The sequence below is a fragment of the Micromonospora sp. NBRC 101691 genome (genome assembly GCF_030269285.1).
Taxonomy (GTDB): domain Bacteria; phylum Actinomycetota; class Actinomycetes; order Mycobacteriales; family Micromonosporaceae; genus Micromonospora; species Micromonospora echinospora.
In genome coordinates, this window is the sequence record NZ_BSTB01000007.1 from 34,563 (window position 1) to 52,025 (window position 17,463).

The following is a 17,463-nucleotide window of genomic DNA, read 5'->3' on the forward strand; positions in this document are numbered from 1 at the left end:
CAACGAGCGTGCGGAGCCAAACAGTGGTCATGCGTAGTGCCCCCCTACCCAGGATGAGCCGACGCGGACGCGTCACCATCGGTGTCCTGATCGGGGTGTTCGTACTCTTCACCCTGCTCGGCTGGGGTGTCCAGGCGTGGACGGACTGGCTCTGGTTCGACGAGGTCGACTACACGCAGGTCTTCACCGGCGTGCTGGTCACCCGGCTGCTGCTCTTCCTGGCCGTCGGTCTGGGCATGGCGGCGCTGGTCGGCGGCAACCTGTGGCTGGCCCACCGGCTACGCCCGGGGCTGCGCCCGCACTCCGCCGAGCAGGCCACCCTGGAGCGGTACCGGATGCTCCTCGGGCCGCGGATCGGCATCTGGATCCTGCTCGCCAGCGCCGTGGTGGCGCTCTTCGCCGGGCTCTCGGCGCAGAGCCGGTGGAGCCAGTGGCTGCTCTTCCGTAACGGCGGGGACTTCGGCGTGAAGGACCCCGAGTTCGGCGTCGACGTCGGCTTCTACGTCTTCCAGCTGCCGTTCCTGCGTTACCTGCTCGGGGTGGGCTTCACCGCCGTGGTGCTGGCGGTGATCGGGGCGCTGGCCGTGCACTACGTCTTCGGCGGGGTGCGCCTCCAGGGCGTCGGTGACCGGATGACCAACGCCGCGCGGGCCCACCTGACCACCCTGGTCGCGGTCTTCGTCCTGCTCAAGGCAGTCGCGTACGTGCTGGACCGGCGGGCGATGCTGCTGGAGTACAACGACAGCGCCAAGCTCTACGGCGCCGGGTACGCCGACGTGAACGCGCTGCTGCCGGCGAAGGAGATCCTCGCCTACATCTCGATCGTGGTGGCCATCGCGATCATCGTCTTCTCCAACGCGGTGATGCGGAACCTGGTCTGGCCGGGCATCTCGCTGGCGCTCCTCGGCATCTCCGCGGTGGCGATCGGTGGCATCTACCCCTGGGCGGTGCAGACCTTCGAGGTCAAGCCGAGCGCCCGGGACAAGGAGGCCCCGTACATCCAGCGGAGCATCGACGCGACCCGGGCCGCGTTCAGCCTGACCGACACGAAGACCACGCCGTACGGGGCGAACAACCTGACCCCGCCGGCGACGCTCGCCACCGACAAGGCCGTGGTGCCGAACGCCCGGCTGCTCGACCCGCAGCTGGTCTCCGAGACGTACACCCAGTTGCAGCAGGTCCGGGGCTTCTACGACTTCGGCCCCAAGCTCGACATCGACCGGTACACGGTCAACGGCCAGACCCGCGACTACGTGGTCGGCATGCGCGAGATCAACTACGGCGAGCTGACCGACCAGCAGAGCAACTGGATCAACCGGCACACCGTCTACACCCACGGCTTCGGCCTGGTCGGGGCACCGGCCAACCAGGTGGTCTGCGGCGGTCAGCCGTTCTTCGTGTCCGGCTTCCTCGGCGAGCGGGAGCAGGAGCGCTGCTCCGCGCAGACCGACCAGATCCCGACCGAGCAGCCCCGGATCTACTACGGCGAGCGGATGACCGCCGACGACTACGCGATCGTCGGCTCCACCGACGAGGACCGGAACGCCGAGTTCGACCGGCCCACCCCGACCACCGGCGGCGAGCAGTACTACACCTACACCGGTGAGGGTGGGGTGGAGATCGGCTCGTTCACCCGCCGGCTGCTCTACGCGATCAAGGAGCAGGAGTCGAACTTCCTCCTCTCCGAGGCGGTCAACGACAACTCCAAGCTGCTCTACGTGCGTAACCCCCGGGACCGGGTGGAGAAGGTCGCGCCGTTCCTCACCATCGACGGCGACCCCTACCCGGCGGTGGTCGACGGGCGGATCCAGTGGATCGTCGACGCCTACACCACGTCGGCCACCTACCCGTACGCCGAGCGGGTCAACCTCCAGCAGGAGACCACCGACGAGCTGACCGGGCGGGGCACCTTCCAGCTCGCCCGGGAGAACGTCAACTACATCCGCAACTCGGTGAAGGCGACCGTCGACGCGTACGACGGCACCGTCCGGCTCTACGAGTTCGACGACGCCGACCCGGTGCTGAAGGCGTGGAACAAGGCGTTCGGCGGTGACCTGGTGACGCCGAGGTCGGAGATCCCGGAGGCGCTGGCCGGGCACTTCCGTTACCCGGCCGACCTGTTCAAGGTGCAGCGCAACCTGCTCACCAAGTTCCACGTCACCAACCCGGGCGACTTCTACTCCGGCCAGGACTTCTGGCAGGTGCCGAACGTGCCGGACGCACCGGACAGCGGGCAGAAGCAGCCCCCGTACTACCTCTACACCCAGTTCCCGGAGCAGGACGCGCCCCGCTTCCAGCTCACCTCGGCGGTCACCCCGAACGGCCGGCAGAACCTGGCCGCGTTGATCTCCGGGTCGTACGTGGACGGGCAGCCCCGGTTGGAGGTGTGGGAGCTGCCGGACCAGACCCGGGTCTCCGGCCCGGTCCAGGTGCACCAGCAGATGACCAACAACGCCGCCATCCGGCAGCAGCTCAACCTGCTCTCGTCGAACCAGGCGCAGGTGCAGTACGGCAACCTGCTCTCGCTGCCCTTCGACAACGGCATGCTCTACGTCGAGCCGGTCTACGTGAAGAGCAACCAGCAGGACGCGTACCCGCTGTTGCAGAAGGTACTGCTCTCCTACGGTGACGGCGGCTCGTACGTGGTGCTCGCCGACAACATGGAGGACGGCATCAAGCAGCTCGTCGAGCAGGGCAAGCAGGCCGCCGCCGGCAACCCGCCACCGCCGCCGGCCGGGGAGAACGAGAACCCGCCGCCGCCCGCCGGGGGCGAGACCCCGCCGCCGCTCACCGGGGAACTGGCCGAGGCCGCGCAGCGGGTGCAGACCGCCATCGCGGAGGTCAAGGCCGCGCAGACCTCCGGCGACTTCGAGCGGTACGGCCGGGCGCTGAAGGCCCTGGACGAGGCGATGACCGCCTTCCAGCAGGCGCAGCGGGCGGCGGGTCCGGCCCCGTCCGCGCCGGCCGCCAGCCCGTCCGCCCCCGCACCGAGCGGTAGCCCGTCCTCACCGGCGCCGAGCCCGAGCGGCTGATCCGCCGGCCGCCACCGACCCGAGGGTCGCCGGGGCACCTTCCTGCCGTTCCGTGCGGAGGAAGGTGCCCCGGCGCCGTTAGGGGGCCGTTTTGCGGGTTCGCGTCGGGTTGCGCTAGGGTTGGTCATACCGACGCGGGGTGGAGCAGCTCGGTAGCTCGCTGGGCTCATAACCCAGAGGTCGCAGGTTCAAATCCTGTCCCCGCTACCACGACGAACGGCCCTCCGGTTCACCCGGAGGGCCGTTCGCTTTCTGCGGTGCCGGCCGGTTGGCCGCTGTGGTCGTCGGCGGTGCGGACCTCCCGCCGTTCGCGATCCGGGCCTGCGGTTCTCCCACACCGGCGGCCCGCACCCGGGGACCCGTCCGGCAACGCCATGACCTGCGCTTTCCCGGAAAGAGCAGGTGCGGCAGGGATCGGTACGGCCGGTCCGGCCCCCCGCCCGGTGCCCGCTCCGGCGATGCGATAGAGTGGTCATACCGACGCGGGGTGGAGCAGCTCGGTAGCTCGCTGGGCTCATAACCCAGAGGTCGCAGGTTCAAATCCTGTCCCCGCTACCACACGAGAAGGACCTCCGGACACAGTCCGGAGGTCCTTCTCCGTTGTCGCCCCGGGACGATCGGGGTGCCGTTCTTGCCCACCTCGGCGAGGATGGGGTCATGTCTTCCTGGAACAGATGGTGGGGCCGGCTGGGAGCCGTCCTCGGTGCGGTGGTGCTCTCCGTGTTCGTGCCGGTCGCCGCGTGGGCGTCCACCGGCCCCGGCGAGCTGGTCGTGGAGGCCGCGCGGCGGCGTCGCGGCGGCGGGTTCGGTCTGCTCGGCCTACTCTGCTGCCTCGTGGTGGTGGCGGTGGTCGTGCTGCTGCTGATCCGGATGACGCGCGGACGGCGCGGCCCCGGCCCCCGCTGAACCGGATGGGGCGGGCCGCGTGTCGGCCCGCCCCCGGGCGGTCGTGGACGCCGCGTCCACCAGACCGGGGGAGAGATGCGCCGGTCAGGCGGCCAACGCGGCGGCGGCCTGCGCCATGAACCGCCAGGCGGCGGCCCGGATCGTCGACCGCCCGGCCTGGACGGACTCGGCGGTGGTGATCAGCAGCTCACGGATCCGGGCGTGCCCGGTGGGCGGGGGCGGCGGCGCGGTGCCGAACGTGTCGGCCACGCTGAGTTCGAAGGCCGCCGAGGCCCGGACCGAGGCGTCCCGGACCGTCGGTTCCACGAACTTGCGGATGTTGAGGTGCGGGCTCAGGCCCCGGTCGTAGCCGAGCACCCGGCCCGCGGCCACGTTCGTGGTCAAGAAGTTGATCACGTCGACGACCAGGTCCGGGTGGCGGGTGCCCCGGAATCCGGCCCAGTACATCGACGCCCGCGCCCACTGTGCGGCTGCCGGGCCGGGGCAGCTGACGATGCCCAACTCGTCCCGGCTGTGGCGCTGGAGTTCGACCAGTTGGTTCGACCAGGCGAACGAGGCGGCGGTGTGCCCGGTGACCACGAGCTGACGGGCCGGTTCGCCGCCGTTCGCCTGCTGCACCAGCGCCGCGCTCGGGGTGGCCCGCGCGGCCCGGGCCCGCTGCCACAGCTCGAACCAGTCGATCAGCTCCGGGGAGTCGAAGCCGAGCTTGCGTCCCTGGTAGAACTCCTTGCCCCGGGACCGCAGCCAGAGCCAGAGCGCCCGGTGGTCGCCGGAGGGATCCATGGTGCCGGCGACCCGGCCGTCGCTGGCCTCGGTCACCCGCGCCGCCCAGGTGAGGTACTCCGGGTAGCTCATCCCACTGCGGGGGGCGGGCTGGCGCAGCCGGCCCAGCAGATCCCGGTTGAAGACCAGCCCGGCCGAGTTCTGCGCGGCGGCCACCGCCATGGTGCGGCCCGCGACCTGGCCGTAGCGGACGAGCCCGTCAGGCAGGCCGCTCAGGTCGAGCCGGTGGTCGGCGGCGTACCCGCTGAGGTCCAGCAGGATGTCGCGGCGGGCGTACTCGGTGAGGAAGGTGTCGTCGATCTGGAACAGGTCCGGGACGTTGCCCCCCACCGCCTGGGTGGCGAGGCGCTGGTAGTAGCCGTCGAGGCCCTGCCAGGTGACCCGGAAGGTCACCTGGGGGTTCCGGTCGGAGTAGAGCCGTAGCGCCTGTTCGGTCAACTGTGCGCGGCGTGCGCTGCCCCACCAGAACACCGACAGCTCGACCGGACCGCTCTCGACCAGCGCCGCCGGTTCGCTCCGGCAGCCGGTCAGCCCACCCGCCGCGACGACCGGCAGGCCGAACAGGCCGGCGAGCACCCGCCGTCGTCCCGGGTCGACGCCGGTGCGGCGGGCGGTCGGGTACGGGACTGCGGACACGGTCGACTCCTGGGACGCCGGACGGATTCGGATCATTGACCCAGGTGACGCGGGAAGGTGTCAACGTCCGGCGGGACGGGACCTCCGGCCCGGAAAGCCAGGGTTCGGGTCCGGCCTCCCGGGTGACCGCTGCCGGGGGTACGGCGGACGGGGGAAAGGGCACGTGGCGTCGCGTGGTCTACTAGGCCGCGTGGAACTACTGCACTCCGGCAAGGTACGGGACGTCTACGCCGACGGGGACGACCTCGTCCTGGTCGCCTCGGACCGGATCTCCGTCTACGACGTGGTGCTGCCGACCCCCGTCCCGGACAAGGGGCGGCTGCTCACCGCGCTCTCGGTCTGGTGGTTCGGACAGCTCGCGGACATCGTCCCGAACCACGTCGTCTCCACCACCGACGTGCCGGCCGAGTTCGCCGGGCGGGCGATCCGCTGCCGCCGGCTGGAGATGGTCCCGGTCGAGTGCGTCGCCCGGGGCTACCTGACCGGGGGCGGCCTGAAGGAGTACGAGCGCACCGGCGCGGTCTCCGGAGTCGCGCTGCCCCGGGGGCTGGTGGAGGCGTCGATCCTGCCCGAGCCGATCTTCACGCCGTCGACCAAGGCGCCGATGGGGGAGCACGACGAGCCGATCACCTACGAGCAGGTGGCGGCGAAGGTCGGCCAGGAGACCGCCGAGCGGCTGCGGCAGATCACCATCGACGTCTACCGCCGGGGCGCGGAGATCGCCGCCGACCGGGGCATCCTGGTCGCCGACACCAAGATCGAGCTGGGTTGGGCGCCCGACGGCACCCTCGTCCTCGCCGACGAGGTGCTCACCTCCGACTCGTCGCGGTTCTGGCCGGCCGAGTCGTACCAGCCGGGCCGGCCCCAGTTCTCCTACGACAAGCAGTACGTCCGGGACTGGGCGGCCGGCAGCGGCTGGGACAGGCAGGCCCCGGCCCCGGAGGTGCCGGCCGAGGTGGTCGAGGCGACCCGGGCCCGCTACGTCGACGTCTACGAGAAGCTGACCGGCAACCGCTGGGCCTGACCGGCCCGGCGGTCCGGTCCCGGGTGGGCCCGGTCAGTCGACCCAGTCGAGGGTGCGTCGCACCGCCTTGTGCCAGTGGCGCAGTTCCCGCTCGCGGTGGCCGGCGTCCATGTCGGGCGTCCACTGCGCGTCGGACCGCCACTGCCCGCGCAGGGTGGCCAGGTCCGGCCAGAAGCCGACCGCCAGGCCGGCCGCGTACGCGGCGCCGAGGCAGGTGGTCTCGGTGATCCGGGAACGCACCACCGGTACGTCGAGCACGTCGGCGAGGAACTGCATGAGCAGCGCGTTGGCGGTCATCCCGCCGTCCACCCGCAGCCGGCGCAACGCCACGTCGGAGTCGGCGTTCATCGCGTCCACCACGTCCCGGGTCTGCCAGGCGGAGGCCTCCAGCACCGCCCGGGCCAGGTGCCCCTTGGTGATGTAGCCGGTCAGCCCGGCGACGACGCCCCGGGCGTCGCTGCGCCAGTGCGGGGCGAACAGCCCGGAGAAGGCCGGGACGACGTAGCAGCCCCCGTTGTCGTCGACGGTGCGGGCCAGGTCCTCCACCTCGGGGGCGGTGGAGATCAGCCCGAGGTTGTCCCGGAGCCACTGCACCAGCGACCCGGTGACCGCGATCGCCCCCTCCAGCGCGTACGCCGCCGGCTGGTCGCCGATCCGGTAGGCGACCGTGGTGAGCAGGCCGTGGCTGGACGGCACCGGGCTCGCGCCGGTGTTGAGCAGCAGGAAACTGCCGGTGCCGTAGGTGCACTTCGCCTCGCCCGGCTGGAAGCAGGTCTGCCCGAACAGGGCGGCCTGCTGGTCGCCGAGGGCGCTGGCCACCGGAACCCCGGCGAGCACGCCGGAGGCGGTGCCGTACACCTCGGCGGAGGAGCGGATCTCGGGCAGCATCCCGGCCGGCACGCCCAGCGCGGCGAGCAGCTCCGGATCCCAGTCCAGGGTGCGCAGGTCCATCAGCATGGTCCGGCTGGCGTTGGTCACGTCGGTGACGTGCCGGCCGGTGAGTTTCCAGATCAGCCAGCTGTCCATGGTGCCGAAGTGCACCTCACCGGCCTCGGCGCGCTCCCGCAGCCCGTCGACGTGGTCGAGCAGCCAGCGCAGCTTCGGCCCGGCGAAGTAGGTGGCCAGCGGCAGCCCGGTGCGGGAGCGGAACAGGTCCTCGTCCAGTTCCCGCAGGATCGGCTCGGTGCGGGTGTCCTGCCAGACGATCGCGTTGGCGACCGGACGACCGGTGGCCCGGTCCCAGACGACTGTCGTCTCCCGCTGGTTGGTGATGCCGACCGCGGCGAGCGCCTCCGGGCCGAGGCCCGCGCTCGCCAGCGCCTCCCGGACCACCCGTTCGACGTTGGCCCAGATCTCCTCGGCGTCGTGCTCCACCCAGCCGGGGCGGGGGAAGACCTGCCGGTGCTCGCGCTGGGCGACGGCGACGATCTCCCCGGCGCGGTCGAAGACGATGCAGCGGGAGGAGGTGGTGCCCTGATCGATGGCGGCGACGTGTTCCGGGCTCACCCGGAGCACCGTACCCGGGCCGGGCCGCCCGCGTCAGTCCCCGTGCCCGGTGGGCTGCGGGGCCTGGAGGGCGGTGCTGATCCGTACGGTGGTGCCGGCCGAGCCGGTCTCCACCTGCATGGTGTCGCTGAGTTCCCGGGCCAGCCAGAGTCCCCAGCCCCCGGCGGTGTCCGGGGCCGGTCGCCGGCGGTCGTGCAGGCGTTGGGTGCTGATCCCCTGACCGTGGTCGGAGACCTCGCACAGCACGCTCTCCGCCGCCCGCCACAGCCGCAGCCAGCCCCGTCCGCCGCCGTGTCGGACCGCGTTGGTGATCAGCTCGTTGACCGCGAGCACGAAGTCGTCCAGGCGTTGACCGGAGAGTCCGGCGGCACGCGCGCAGGAGGTGACGGAGTGTCGCAGCTCCGTCACCTGAGCCTGGTCGAAGGCTTCGGCGATCAGCAGGGAACGTTCGATGGGCACCACCGTACGCGGTGTGGGGCGTTCGGCGTTCGTCATGGCCCGTACCGCCGCTGGGTTCTCGATGATTTTCGTGGCATTTCCACCCTACGGCAGGGTATGACGTGTGGCTCGTCACCAAGCCGCCACCCCCCGGCCGGATGTGGCATCCTGCTGCCCATGCCGACCCCGCCCGGCGGGCTGGAGGTGCCGCTCTGGCGGGCCATCGCCGTCTACCGCGTCGCCGCCCTCGGGTACGCCTGCGCGGTCCTCCTGCGCGACCTCCACCGGTACGCCCACCCGCTGGCCGCCTGGCCGGTGCTGGTGGCGATGGCCGGGTGGACGGCGTTCACCGCGTACGCGTACGCCCGGCCGACCCGGCGGGGCTGGCCGCTGCTCCTGGCGGACCTCGGTGTCGTCCTCGGCATCCTGCTGCTCAGCCCCGGCGTGGTCGGGCGTACGGCGCTCGCCGCCGGGGTGCCCGCCCTCGCCGTGGCCTGGCTCGGCGGCCCGGTGCTGGCCTGGGCGGTCTCCGGCGGCCGGCGACGGGGCGCGGCGGCTGCGCTGGTGCTCGGCGCCGGTGACCTCGTGGTCCGGGGCTGGCTCGCCCCGTCGGCGCTCAACGGCGCGGTCCTGCTGCTGCTGGCCGGCGTGGTGGTCGGGCACGTGGCCCGGCTGGCGGTGACCGCCGAGCAGCGGTTGCAGCGGGCGGTCGAACTGGAGGCGGCGACCCGGGAACGGGAACGGCTCGCCCGGGACATCCACGACTCGGTGCTCCAGGTGTTGGCGATGGTGCAGCGGCGCGGCGCGCACCTCGACGGCGAGGCCGGCGAACTGGCCCGGCTCGCCGGTGAGCAGGAGGCGGCCCTGCGCGCCCTGATCGCCACCGGTCCGCCGGCTTCCCGGCTGCCGTCCGGGCCGGTGGCTCCCGGACCGCCCCCCGGGCCGGTGGTTCCCGGGGGACCGCCGGTCCCGGGAGCGTCGTCGGTGGCCGCTTCGCGGTCCGGGCCGGCGGGCCGGGCACCCGGGCGGGCCGGTGCCGGGCCGCCGGGCAGTGGCCCGGCACCGGACGGGACACGCGACCTGCGGGACCTGCTCCGCCGGTTCGCCGGACCGGCGGTGTCGTTGGCCGCCCCGGCCACGGCGGTGCCGCTGCCCGAGCACGCGGCGAGGGAGGTGGCCGCCGCGGTGGCGGCGGCCCTGGACAACGTCGCCCGGCACGCGGACGGCCGCGCCTGGGTGCTGCTGGAGGACGAGGGGACCCTGGTGCGGGTCTCGGTCCGCGACGCCGGTCCCGGCATCCCGCCCGGCCGGCTGGACGAGGCCGCCGCGCAGGGCCGCCTCGGGGTGGCCCAGTCCATCCGGGGACGCCTGGCCGACCTCGGCGGCAGCACCACGATCACCGCCCACCCCGGCGAGGGCACCGAGATCGAACTGGTGCTGCCCCGCCCGTGAGCCACCCGTCCACGGGGCCTTGGCGAGGCCGCCTAGGGTGGCGGGATGGGCGAGATCGAGGCGGTCCGGGTGATGGTGGTCGACGACCACCCGATGTGGCGGGACGGGGTGGCGCGCGACCTCACCGAGGCCGGTCACCTCGTGGTCGCCACCACCGGCGAGGGCCGCCAGGCGGTCCGGATCGCCCCCGCCGCCCGGCCCGACGTCGTCGTCCTCGACCTGCACCTGCCCGACGCGGGCGGGGTCGAGGTGATCCGTGGCCTGCGGGCGGCGCTGCCCGAGGTGCGGGTGCTGATGCTCTCCGCCAGCGGCGAGGAGCAGGACGTCCTGGAGGCGGTGAAGGCCGGCGCCACCGGCTACCTGCTCAAGTCGGCCGCGGCGGCCGAGTTCCTGGACGCCGTCGGGCGCACCGCGCGCGGGGAGGCCGTCTTCACCCCGGGCCTCGCCGGCCTGGTGCTCGGCGAGTACCGCCGGCTGGCCGCCCGGCCGGGGGCGCCGGCCGGCGACGACGGGACGCCCCGGCTCACCGAACGGGAGACCGAGGTGCTGCGCCTGGTGGCCAAGGGGCTGTCGTACAAGCAGATCGCCGCCCGGCTGGGCCTGTCGCACCGTACGGTGCAGAACCACGTGCAGAACACGCTCGGCAAGCTCCACCTGCACAACCGGGTCGAGCTGACCCGTTACGCCATCTCCCAGGGCCTCGACGACTGACCCGCACACGCCCCGGCCGGGACTCCGGCCGGGGCAACCGGCCCAGGATGCGGCGAAGCGGGGTGTCGAAGGCCGCCGACAGCCCGACGTGGCGCATGTCGTGAGCGCCCAGCGGGCGGTGCGCGGTGGCGGTCAGTGCGCCTCGGGCGGACGGGTCTCGTGGATGGCCAGCTCCTCGGCGGTCGCGCCGCCCCCGGCCGCACCGGCGTCGTACGCGACGGAGTCGGTCTCGGTGTCGCTCCGCGCCCCCTCGTCCGGCTCGACCAGCCGCCCGACCTGGGCGTCGGCGACCCCGCCGAGCTGCCCGTGGTCGTAGAGGGACACCGGGGAGTTCGGGTCGGAGGTGGGGCTGGGATTCAGCACGTCGGCGTCGAGCTGGGCCTGCGCGGCGGCCTCCTCGCTGTCCGCCTCGGCCGCGATGTCCGGATCGACCGGACCGGCCAGCGGATCGTCGGCGGGACGCTCGTACCGCTCGCGGTCGAGCTTGTAGTCCAGTGACTCGCCGTCGCGCTGCTCCTCGGCGGTGGCCCCGAACCGGTCCACGGCCACCGGCGTACGGTCACCGGGCAGCTGCGCCGGCTCCGGACCGTCCGCCTCGCGGCCGCTCTCGACGTCGTCCTTGGCGGTGGAGTCGTCGTCGGCGGTGTCGGGCAGGCCCTCCGCCTCGGGATCGGACACGGGGGTCGGGTACTCGTCGTCGCGCATGGCTGGTCCCTACCCGCTGCCCACCCGGCGTAACCGCTCCCGGCCCGCTGACACGGCCCCAGAACGGGACTAACCGAGCAGAGCGTCCTCGTCCTCCCCGTGCAGGACCGCCCAGACCAGCTTCCCCTCCGGCAACGGGGTGCAACCCCAGCGGCGGGCCACGGTGTCGATCAGCAGCAGCCCCCGGCCACCGGTCGAGGTGAGCGGGGCGAACCCGGCGAACCGGGGGGTCCGGGGGGAGTGGTCCCGGACGCCCAGCCGCAGCAGGCGGTGGCCGGGGGCGAGTCGCACCGTCATCGGGGTCAGGGCATGGGCCACCACGTTGTTGACCATCTCGGTGACCGCGATCGCGCCCGGTTCGATCAGGTCGGGTAGGCCCCACCGGGCGCAGCCGGCGGCGACCAGCTCGCGGGCCTGCCGGGCCGAGCCGACCGCAGGCGGCAGATCCAGGGTGAGCACGCCACCGGAGGGGAGTCCGGCGAGGGCCACGTCGCGACTCGGCCAGACCGGCGCCCCGTCGACCGTCCAGCCGCCGGCCGGGTCACAGACCAGCAGGTCCGCCGCGGGCCAGTCGGCGACCGCCCGGCGGACCTCGGTGAAGACCGTACGGGCGGCGGGATCGGCGACCCGGAGCCCGGAGAGATCCACCACCACCGGACCGGCGTGGTCGCCGAGCCAGGCGAGGAGGGCGTCCCGGACCCGGGCCATGCCGGCGTGGTCGAGCACTCCGGTCAGCCGGACCAGTGCGGATCCGTCCGTCTCCACCTGGCATCGCACGTCCGTCGGCATAGTCGCCCTATTGTGCACGCCACCAGGAGGGCGCGCATCCGGCCGATCCGGCGGTGAGGTCACGACTCCGACCGGGTACGTCTGGCCAGCACGGCGGCGGTACCGGCGGCGGCGAGCCCGAGTGCGGTGCCGACCCGGACCAACTGGCGGCGGCGTCCGTGCCAGCCGCCCTCCGGTTCGGCCGTGGCGTCGGGCCGGAACACGTTGCCGCTGCCGCCGGGACGGGCCGTCGGTCCGAGCTGGGTGCGGGCGGCGTACCAGCCGAGGGCGCGCTCGGCCAGCGCCGGTGCCAGCCGCCACTGGAGGCCGAGCAGGCGGGCGGCCCCGCCCGCGTACGCCTCCCGGCGGGGTCGGCGGATGAGCCGGACGATCGTCTCCGCCACCAGCTCGGGCGGGTAGACCGGCGGGGGTGGGGTCAGCTCCCGGCCGGTGTGGTTCGCCGCGTGCGCGAAGAACGGCGTGTCGATGCTGGCCGGCAGCACCGTGCAGATCGAGACGGCGTGCCGGCCGGTGACCCGCAACTCCTGCCGCACCGTGTCGGCGAACCCCCGGATCCCGTGCTTCGTCGCGTTGTACGCCGACTGGTACGGCATCGCCACCTCGGCCAGCACCGAGGCGTTGTTGACCACCACCCCGCCGCCGGACGCGAGCAGGTGCGGCAGCGCGGCCCGGGTGCCGTGCACCACACCGAGCAGGTTCACCTCGACCACCCGGCGGAACTCGTCGGCCGGGATCTCGTCGAACAACCCCACCGCGCTGACCGCCGCGTTGTTCACCCAGGCGTCGATGCCGCCGAACTCCGCCACCGTGCGGGCGGCGAGGTACTCGACCTGCGCCGGGTCCGTGACGTCGGTGGGGACGGCCAACGCCCGTCCCCCGGACCGCCGGCAGCGCTCGGCCACCTCCGCCAGGGCGTCCGCGCTGCGCGCGGCGAGCACCACGTCGGCGCCCCGGCGGGCCAGGGCGCAGGCGGTCGCCGCGCCGATGCCGCTGGAGGCGCCGGTGACCACCACGGTCGAGTCGTCGAGGCTGCGGGTGAGGGGCATTCTGAGCCGGTACCCCGGTCTACCGGTTGCATGCCTGTCCGACGCGATTCTTCCTGTTGGTGGCATTGGTCGGGCATGTTCGAGGTGGACGGCGTTCGCCGACCGGATGCTGTCCGCCCTCGATGCTGTCCGCCCTCGTGCGCGCGGCCACGGGCGATCTTCGTACCCGGCGACGGGGCGATCTTCGTGTGTGCAGCCACGGGCGACGGCACCCCGGTGCGCCGCCGCCCCGGTCCGACCGATCCTGATCTGCCAGGTTTCGGCTCCTTGGCCCCAGGTTAATGGGACCCTCTGACCGGAGGACCGTAGCTCGTGATCGCATGGAGGTGACCATGCGCGTCGGCCTAGTCTGCGCGCACGCCGGGCCGGCCCGGCGTGCCGACGGTCCTGTCGTCGGCACACACCAGCACATCGCCCGGATCGCCGCCGAGCTCGCCGGCCGTGGCCACGACGTCCGGGTCTACGAACGACGCGACGACCCCGACCTGCCCCCGGACCTGGACCGCGACGGCTACCGGCTGGAGCTGGTCCCGGTCGGGCCGCCCGCGCCCACCCCCACCGCCCGGCTGGTGCCGTACGTGGCCGAGTTCGGCCAGTGGCTGGCCGACCGGTGGGCCGGCGACTGGCGTCCGGACGTGGTGCACGGCCACTACTGGGTCGGCGGGCTGGCCGCCGCGCACGCGGCCCGGGAGTCCGACGTGCCGGTGGTGCAGACCTTCCACTCCCTCGGTATCGAGCAACTGCGCCATCTCGGCCAGGAGTACTCCGGGCCGGGGGAGCGGATCCCGTTGGAACGGGCCCTGACCCGTGCGGTGGACATGGCTGTCGCCCAGTGCAACGACGAGGTCGACGAGCTGACCCGGATGGGCCTGCAACGCGCCTCGGTGGCGCTGGTGCCGACCGGCGTGGACACCGAGCAGTTCCACCCCGACGGGGAGGCCGCGCCCCGGGAGCAACGGCCCCGGATCCTCACCGTCGGCGGCCTGACCCCGTCCAGCGGCCACGACGACATGGTCCGGGCGATGCGCCTGGTCGGCGACGCGGAACTGGTGATCGCCGGGGGACCCCCGGCCGAGCAGCTCGACCGGCACACCGAGGCCCGCCGGCTGCGCGAACTGGCCGAACGGGCCGGCGTCGCCGAGCAGGTACGCCTGGTCGGTGCGGTGCCGCACGACCAGATGGCCACCTGGTACCGGTCCGCCGACGTGGTCGTCTGCACCCCGCACTACGCCTCCGCCGGGCGGGTCTCGCTGGAGGCGATGGCCTGCGGTGTGCCGGTGGTCGGCTACGCCATGGGCGGCATCGCCGACGCGGTGGTGGACGAGGTCACCGGCCGCCTGGTGCCGCCCGGCGACGTGCGCGTCCTGGGGGTGACCCTGCGCCGGATCCTCGCCGACCACGCCGGCCGGTTCGCGTACGGGCACGCGGCGGTGGACCGGGTGCGGTGCAGCTACACCTGGGAACGGACCGCAGGCGCCCTGGAACGCCTCTACGAACGGGTGGTCGGCCGGCGCAGACCGGTGGAGGCGTGAGAGGCGTGCGCATGCGCGCCGTGCCGGGTTGGTAGCAGGGGTCCCCTGTTACCGCCTGGTGATGAGGAGGGGGCCCCTGCTACCACCTCAGCGGGCGCGCCAGCGCCCGCAGCGCCCGGCATCCGGGTGACCGGGAGCGTCGGGCGGGCACGGCGTTCGACGGCCGGTCGGTGGTGCTGCGGTTCCGCGTACCGGGTCAGGCCGATCACCGCGACCAGCGTGCCCAGGAAGCCGACCGCGGCCAGCCACTCCCGACCGGGCCAGATCTTGTCGTTGAGCAGCAACAGCCCGACGATCGCGGCGGGCACCGCCCCGGCGGCGTCCATCGCGGCCACCGCCGCCGTGGTCGACCCACGCTGCATGGCCAGGCCGAGCAGGAGCTGCCCGACCACCGAGTGCGCGATCAGCAGGTAGAGCAGCGGGTCACGGAGGAACGCCTCCATCGAGTGCACCGACGCCAGGGGCCGGGCGGCCACCGCGGCGGCGGAGAAGGCCAGCCCGGCCAGCGAGCCGAGCGCCACCGAGCCGGGCGCGCCGTGCAGGCGTACCGCGAAGAAGCCGAGCAGCGCGACGGCGGCCAGGGTGACCGCCAGGCCGACCAGCCCGGCCGTGCCGAGCTGGCCGGACGGCGCGGGACGGGCGGCCAGCACCAGCGCGGTGATCCCGCCGAAGAGCAGGACGAGCAGCGCCACCTCGGCCCTCGGCAGCCGCCACTTCAACACCAGCACGCCCAGCACCGCGGTGACCCCCAGTCCGGCCGCCACGCTGGCCTGGACCAGGAAGAGCGGCAGGTCCCGGCGGGCCAGGAAGGCCAGCACGAACCCGGCCACCTGGCAGGTGAGTCCGACCAGGTAGGTGGGGTGGCAGGCCAGCCGCAGCAGCAGGCCCGGGTGGAAGGTGTGGTGCACGGTCGTCCGCGCGGCGGCGACGGACTGGAGGAGGTTGGCGATGCCGTACGCGACGATCATCGCCGCGAGGAAACACCAACCGGAGGTAGACACCCGGCGAGGATAGATGGTGCCCCGGTTCAGCGCTCGGCAGGCCGACCCAGCCGGTCGAGGACGTCGGGGTGCAGGGTGCCGTTGGTCGCCACCGAGCTGCCGTCGCCGGGCGCGGGGGCGCCGGCCAGGTCGGTGAGCGCGCCGCCCGCCTCGGTGACGATCGGCACCAGCGCGGCGATGTCCCACAGGGACAGTTCCGGCTCGACCATCACGTCCAGGGCGCCCTCGGCCAGCAGCATGTAGCCGTAGAAGTCGCCGTACGCCCGGCTGCGCCAGGTGTCCCGCATGAGCTGGAGCATCGGCTCCAGCCGTCCGGTCGCCTCCCAGCCGTCCAGTGAGGCGTAACAGAAGCTCGCGTCAGCCAGGCGGGCCACCCGGGAGACCCGGATCGGTTCGCCGTGCGCCGCGTCCGGGCCGGCGTACGCCCCCGCGCCGGTCGCCGCCCACCAGCGCCGGCCCAGTGCCGGTGCGGAGACCAGCCCGAGCACCGGCCGGTCGCCCTCCAGCAACGCGATCAGGGTGGCCCAGATCGGCACTCCCCGGACGAAGTTCTTGGTGCCGTCGATCGGGTCGACCACCCACCGCCGTCCGGCCGCGTCGGTCGCCGGCTGTTCGCCGTACTCCTCGCCGAGCAGACCGTCGGTCGGCCGGTGGGTGGCGAGCAGGGCCCGGATCTCCCGTTCCACGGCGGTGTCCGCATCGGAGACCGGCGTCAGGTCGGGCTTGGCCTCCACCCGGAGGTCGAGAGCGCGGAACCGGGCCGTGGAGACGGCGTCGGCGGCGTCGGCGAGCAGGTGGGCGAGGGCGAGGTCGTCGGCGTACCCGGTCATGGGGGTGACGGTAGCGACGTCGCCGTCAGGCCATGCCGTGCGGGTCGGTCTCCGTCCGCACGTCGGTCTCCCCGGCCCGCGAGGCGAGCAAGCGGCGGTACGACGCCAGCCGGCGCGGATCCGCCTTCCCGGCGGCCACCCAGGCGTCCAGCGCGCAGTTCTCCTGGTCGGCGGTGTGCTCGCAGTTGGCCGGGCAGTCGGCGGTCGCCTCCACCAGGTCGGGGAAGCCGTGCAGCAGGCTCTCCGCCGAGACGTGCGCCAGCCCGAAGCTGCGCACCCCGGGGGTGTCCACGATCCAGCCCGGGTCGGTGTCGGTGCCGGGCACCGGGGGCAGTCGCAGCGCCACCGCGCTGGTCGAGGTGTGCCGGCCCCGGCCGATCGCGCTGACCGTGCCCACCGCCCGGTCGGCCGCCGGCACCAGCCGGTTGACCAGTGTCGACTTGCCCACGCCGGAGTGTCCGACCATTACGGAGATCCGTCCGGCGAGCAGCGCGCGCAGCTCGGTCAGGTCGGAGTCCGGCCGGACGAGCACGTGCGGCAGGTCCAGCTCGGTGTAGTAGCCGAGGACGGCCTCCGGGCCGGCCAGGTCGGCCTTGGTCAGGCAGAGCAGCGGTTCGATGTCCGCGTCGTACGCGGCCACCAGGCAGCGGTCGATGAAACCGGTGCGCGGAGGTGGGTCCGACAGCGAGTTGACGATCACCAACTGGTCGGCGTTGGCCACCACGACGCGTTCCAGCCGTCCCTCGGGGGTGGTCTCGTCGTCGTCGGCGGTGCGGCGCAGCACCGAGCGGCGCTCGTCGATCCGGACGATCCGGGCCAGCGCGCCGTCCGCCCCGGAGGTGTCGCCGACCAGGCCGACCCGGTCACCGACCACCACCGACCGGCGGCCCAGCTCACGGGCGCGCATCGCGGTGACGACGGGGGCGTCCGGGCCGTCGTCGGGCAGGACGCAGGTGTAGCGGCCCCGGTCGACGGCGACCACGAACCCGTCGACCGCGTCGGCGTGCCGGGGGCGGGTCCGGGTACGCGGACGGGAGGACCGGCCGGGCCGGACCCGCACGTCCTCCTCGTC

Annotated in this window: 15 protein-coding genes and 2 tRNA genes; 8 read left to right on the top strand and 9 right to left on the bottom strand. The window is 73.6% G+C overall.

Translation table 11 applies throughout. From position 1 onward, the window contains the following. Positions 1 to 29: 29 nt before the first annotated feature. From QSK20_RS13405 to QSK20_RS13420, 4 genes are all read left to right on the top strand, one after another. Entirely contained in the window at positions 30 to 3,032 is a 3,003-nt protein-coding gene (locus QSK20_RS13405; RefSeq protein WP_285788945.1) for a UPF0182 family membrane protein, read from the top strand. 133 nt (positions 3,033 to 3,165) lie between these two features. Beyond that, positions 3,166 to 3,242: transfer RNA gene (locus QSK20_RS13410), tRNA-Met, on the top strand. 271 nt (positions 3,243 to 3,513) lie between these two features. Beyond that, a tRNA-Met gene (locus QSK20_RS13415) sits at positions 3,514 to 3,590 on the top strand. Positions 3,591 to 3,689: 99 nt separating this feature from the next. Next, on the top strand, positions 3,690 to 3,938 hold the full coding sequence (locus tag QSK20_RS13420) for a hypothetical protein (RefSeq protein WP_145836831.1): 249 nt from the start codon (positions 3,690 to 3,692) through the stop codon (positions 3,936 to 3,938). A gap of 84 nt (positions 3,939 to 4,022) precedes the next feature. Here QSK20_RS13420 and QSK20_RS13425 read toward each other — a convergent pair whose 3' ends face one another. Continuing rightward, on the bottom strand, positions 4,023 to 5,357 hold the full coding sequence (locus QSK20_RS13425; RefSeq protein ID WP_285788946.1) for an ABC transporter substrate-binding protein: 1,335 nt from the start codon (positions 5,355 to 5,357) through the stop codon (positions 4,023 to 4,025). 190 nt (positions 5,358 to 5,547) lie between these two features. On the opposite strand from QSK20_RS13425, the gene QSK20_RS13430 reads away from it, so the two are divergent. Further along, positions 5,548 to 6,381: a phosphoribosylaminoimidazolesuccinocarboxamide synthase gene (locus QSK20_RS13430; protein WP_285788947.1), complete on the top strand. Its 834-nt coding sequence runs from the start codon at positions 5,548 to 5,550 to the stop codon at positions 6,379 to 6,381. Between the two features lie 33 nt (positions 6,382 to 6,414). On the opposite strand, the gene glpK is transcribed toward QSK20_RS13430, so the two are convergent. Beyond that, complete coding sequence (glpK, locus tag QSK20_RS13435) at positions 6,415 to 7,887, bottom strand: glycerol kinase GlpK (protein WP_285788948.1); 1,473 nt, start codon at positions 7,885 to 7,887, stop codon at positions 6,415 to 6,417. A 33-nt stretch (positions 7,888 to 7,920) separates the two neighbouring features. Next, positions 7,921 to 8,382, bottom strand: coding sequence for an ATP-binding protein (locus QSK20_RS13440; protein WP_285788949.1), 462 nt, complete (start codon positions 8,380 to 8,382; stop codon positions 7,921 to 7,923). 120 nt (positions 8,383 to 8,502) lie between these two features. On the opposite strand from QSK20_RS13440, the gene macS reads away from it, so the two are divergent. Both macS and QSK20_RS13450 read left to right on the top strand, forming a co-directional pair. Beyond that, the gene (gene macS / locus QSK20_RS13445) at positions 8,503 to 9,777 is read left to right on the top strand and encodes a MacS family sensor histidine kinase (RefSeq protein ID WP_285788950.1); all 1,275 of its coding nucleotides are present in this window, start codon (positions 8,503 to 8,505) and stop codon (positions 9,775 to 9,777) included. A gap of 45 nt (positions 9,778 to 9,822) precedes the next feature. Then, positions 9,823 to 10,488 (top strand): response regulator, encoded by a 666-nt coding sequence (locus QSK20_RS13450; protein ID WP_285788951.1) that lies wholly within the window; start codon positions 9,823 to 9,825, stop codon positions 10,486 to 10,488. A 132-nt stretch (positions 10,489 to 10,620) separates the two neighbouring features. On the opposite strand, the gene QSK20_RS13455 is transcribed toward QSK20_RS13450, so the two are convergent. From QSK20_RS13455 to QSK20_RS13465, 3 genes are all read right to left on the bottom strand, one after another. Beyond that, positions 10,621 to 11,193 carry a DUF5709 domain-containing protein gene (locus tag QSK20_RS13455; RefSeq protein ID WP_285788952.1) on the bottom strand — a complete coding sequence of 191 codons (573 nt, stop codon included), beginning with the start codon at positions 11,191 to 11,193 and terminating at the stop codon, positions 10,621 to 10,623. A gap of 69 nt (positions 11,194 to 11,262) precedes the next feature. Next, positions 11,263 to 11,982, bottom strand: a complete 720-nt coding sequence (locus QSK20_RS13460; protein ID WP_285788953.1) for an ATP-binding protein — start codon at positions 11,980 to 11,982, stop codon at positions 11,263 to 11,265. Positions 11,983 to 12,041: 59 nt separating this feature from the next. Then, a complete protein-coding gene (locus QSK20_RS13465) occupies positions 12,042 to 13,028 on the bottom strand; it encodes an SDR family oxidoreductase (RefSeq protein WP_285788954.1) in 987 nt (328 codons plus the stop codon). Positions 13,029 to 13,360: 332 nt separating this feature from the next. Between QSK20_RS13465 and QSK20_RS13470 the strand changes: the two genes are divergently transcribed. Continuing rightward, a complete protein-coding gene (locus QSK20_RS13470; protein WP_285788955.1) occupies positions 13,361 to 14,560 on the top strand; it encodes a glycosyltransferase in 1,200 nt (399 codons plus the stop codon). Here QSK20_RS13470 and QSK20_RS13475 read toward each other — a convergent pair. From QSK20_RS13475 to rsgA, 3 genes are read right to left on the bottom strand one after another with little or no spacing between them, the layout of a single operon-like run. Continuing rightward, entirely contained in the window at positions 14,518 to 15,528 is a 1,011-nt protein-coding gene (locus tag QSK20_RS13475) for a DMT family transporter (RefSeq protein WP_285789100.1), read from the bottom strand. The genes QSK20_RS13470 and QSK20_RS13475 overlap by 43 nt on opposite strands. Positions 15,529 to 15,587: 59 nt before the next feature. Next, on the bottom strand, positions 15,588 to 16,391 hold the full coding sequence (gene hisN, locus QSK20_RS13480) for a histidinol-phosphatase (protein ID WP_285788956.1): 804 nt from the start codon (positions 16,389 to 16,391) through the stop codon (positions 15,588 to 15,590). Between the two features lie 25 nt (positions 16,392 to 16,416). Beyond that, positions 16,417 to 17,451: a ribosome small subunit-dependent GTPase A gene (gene rsgA, locus QSK20_RS13485; RefSeq protein ID WP_285788957.1), complete on the bottom strand. Its 1,035-nt coding sequence runs from the start codon at positions 17,449 to 17,451 to the stop codon at positions 16,417 to 16,419. Positions 17,452 to 17,463 lie beyond the last annotated feature (12 nt).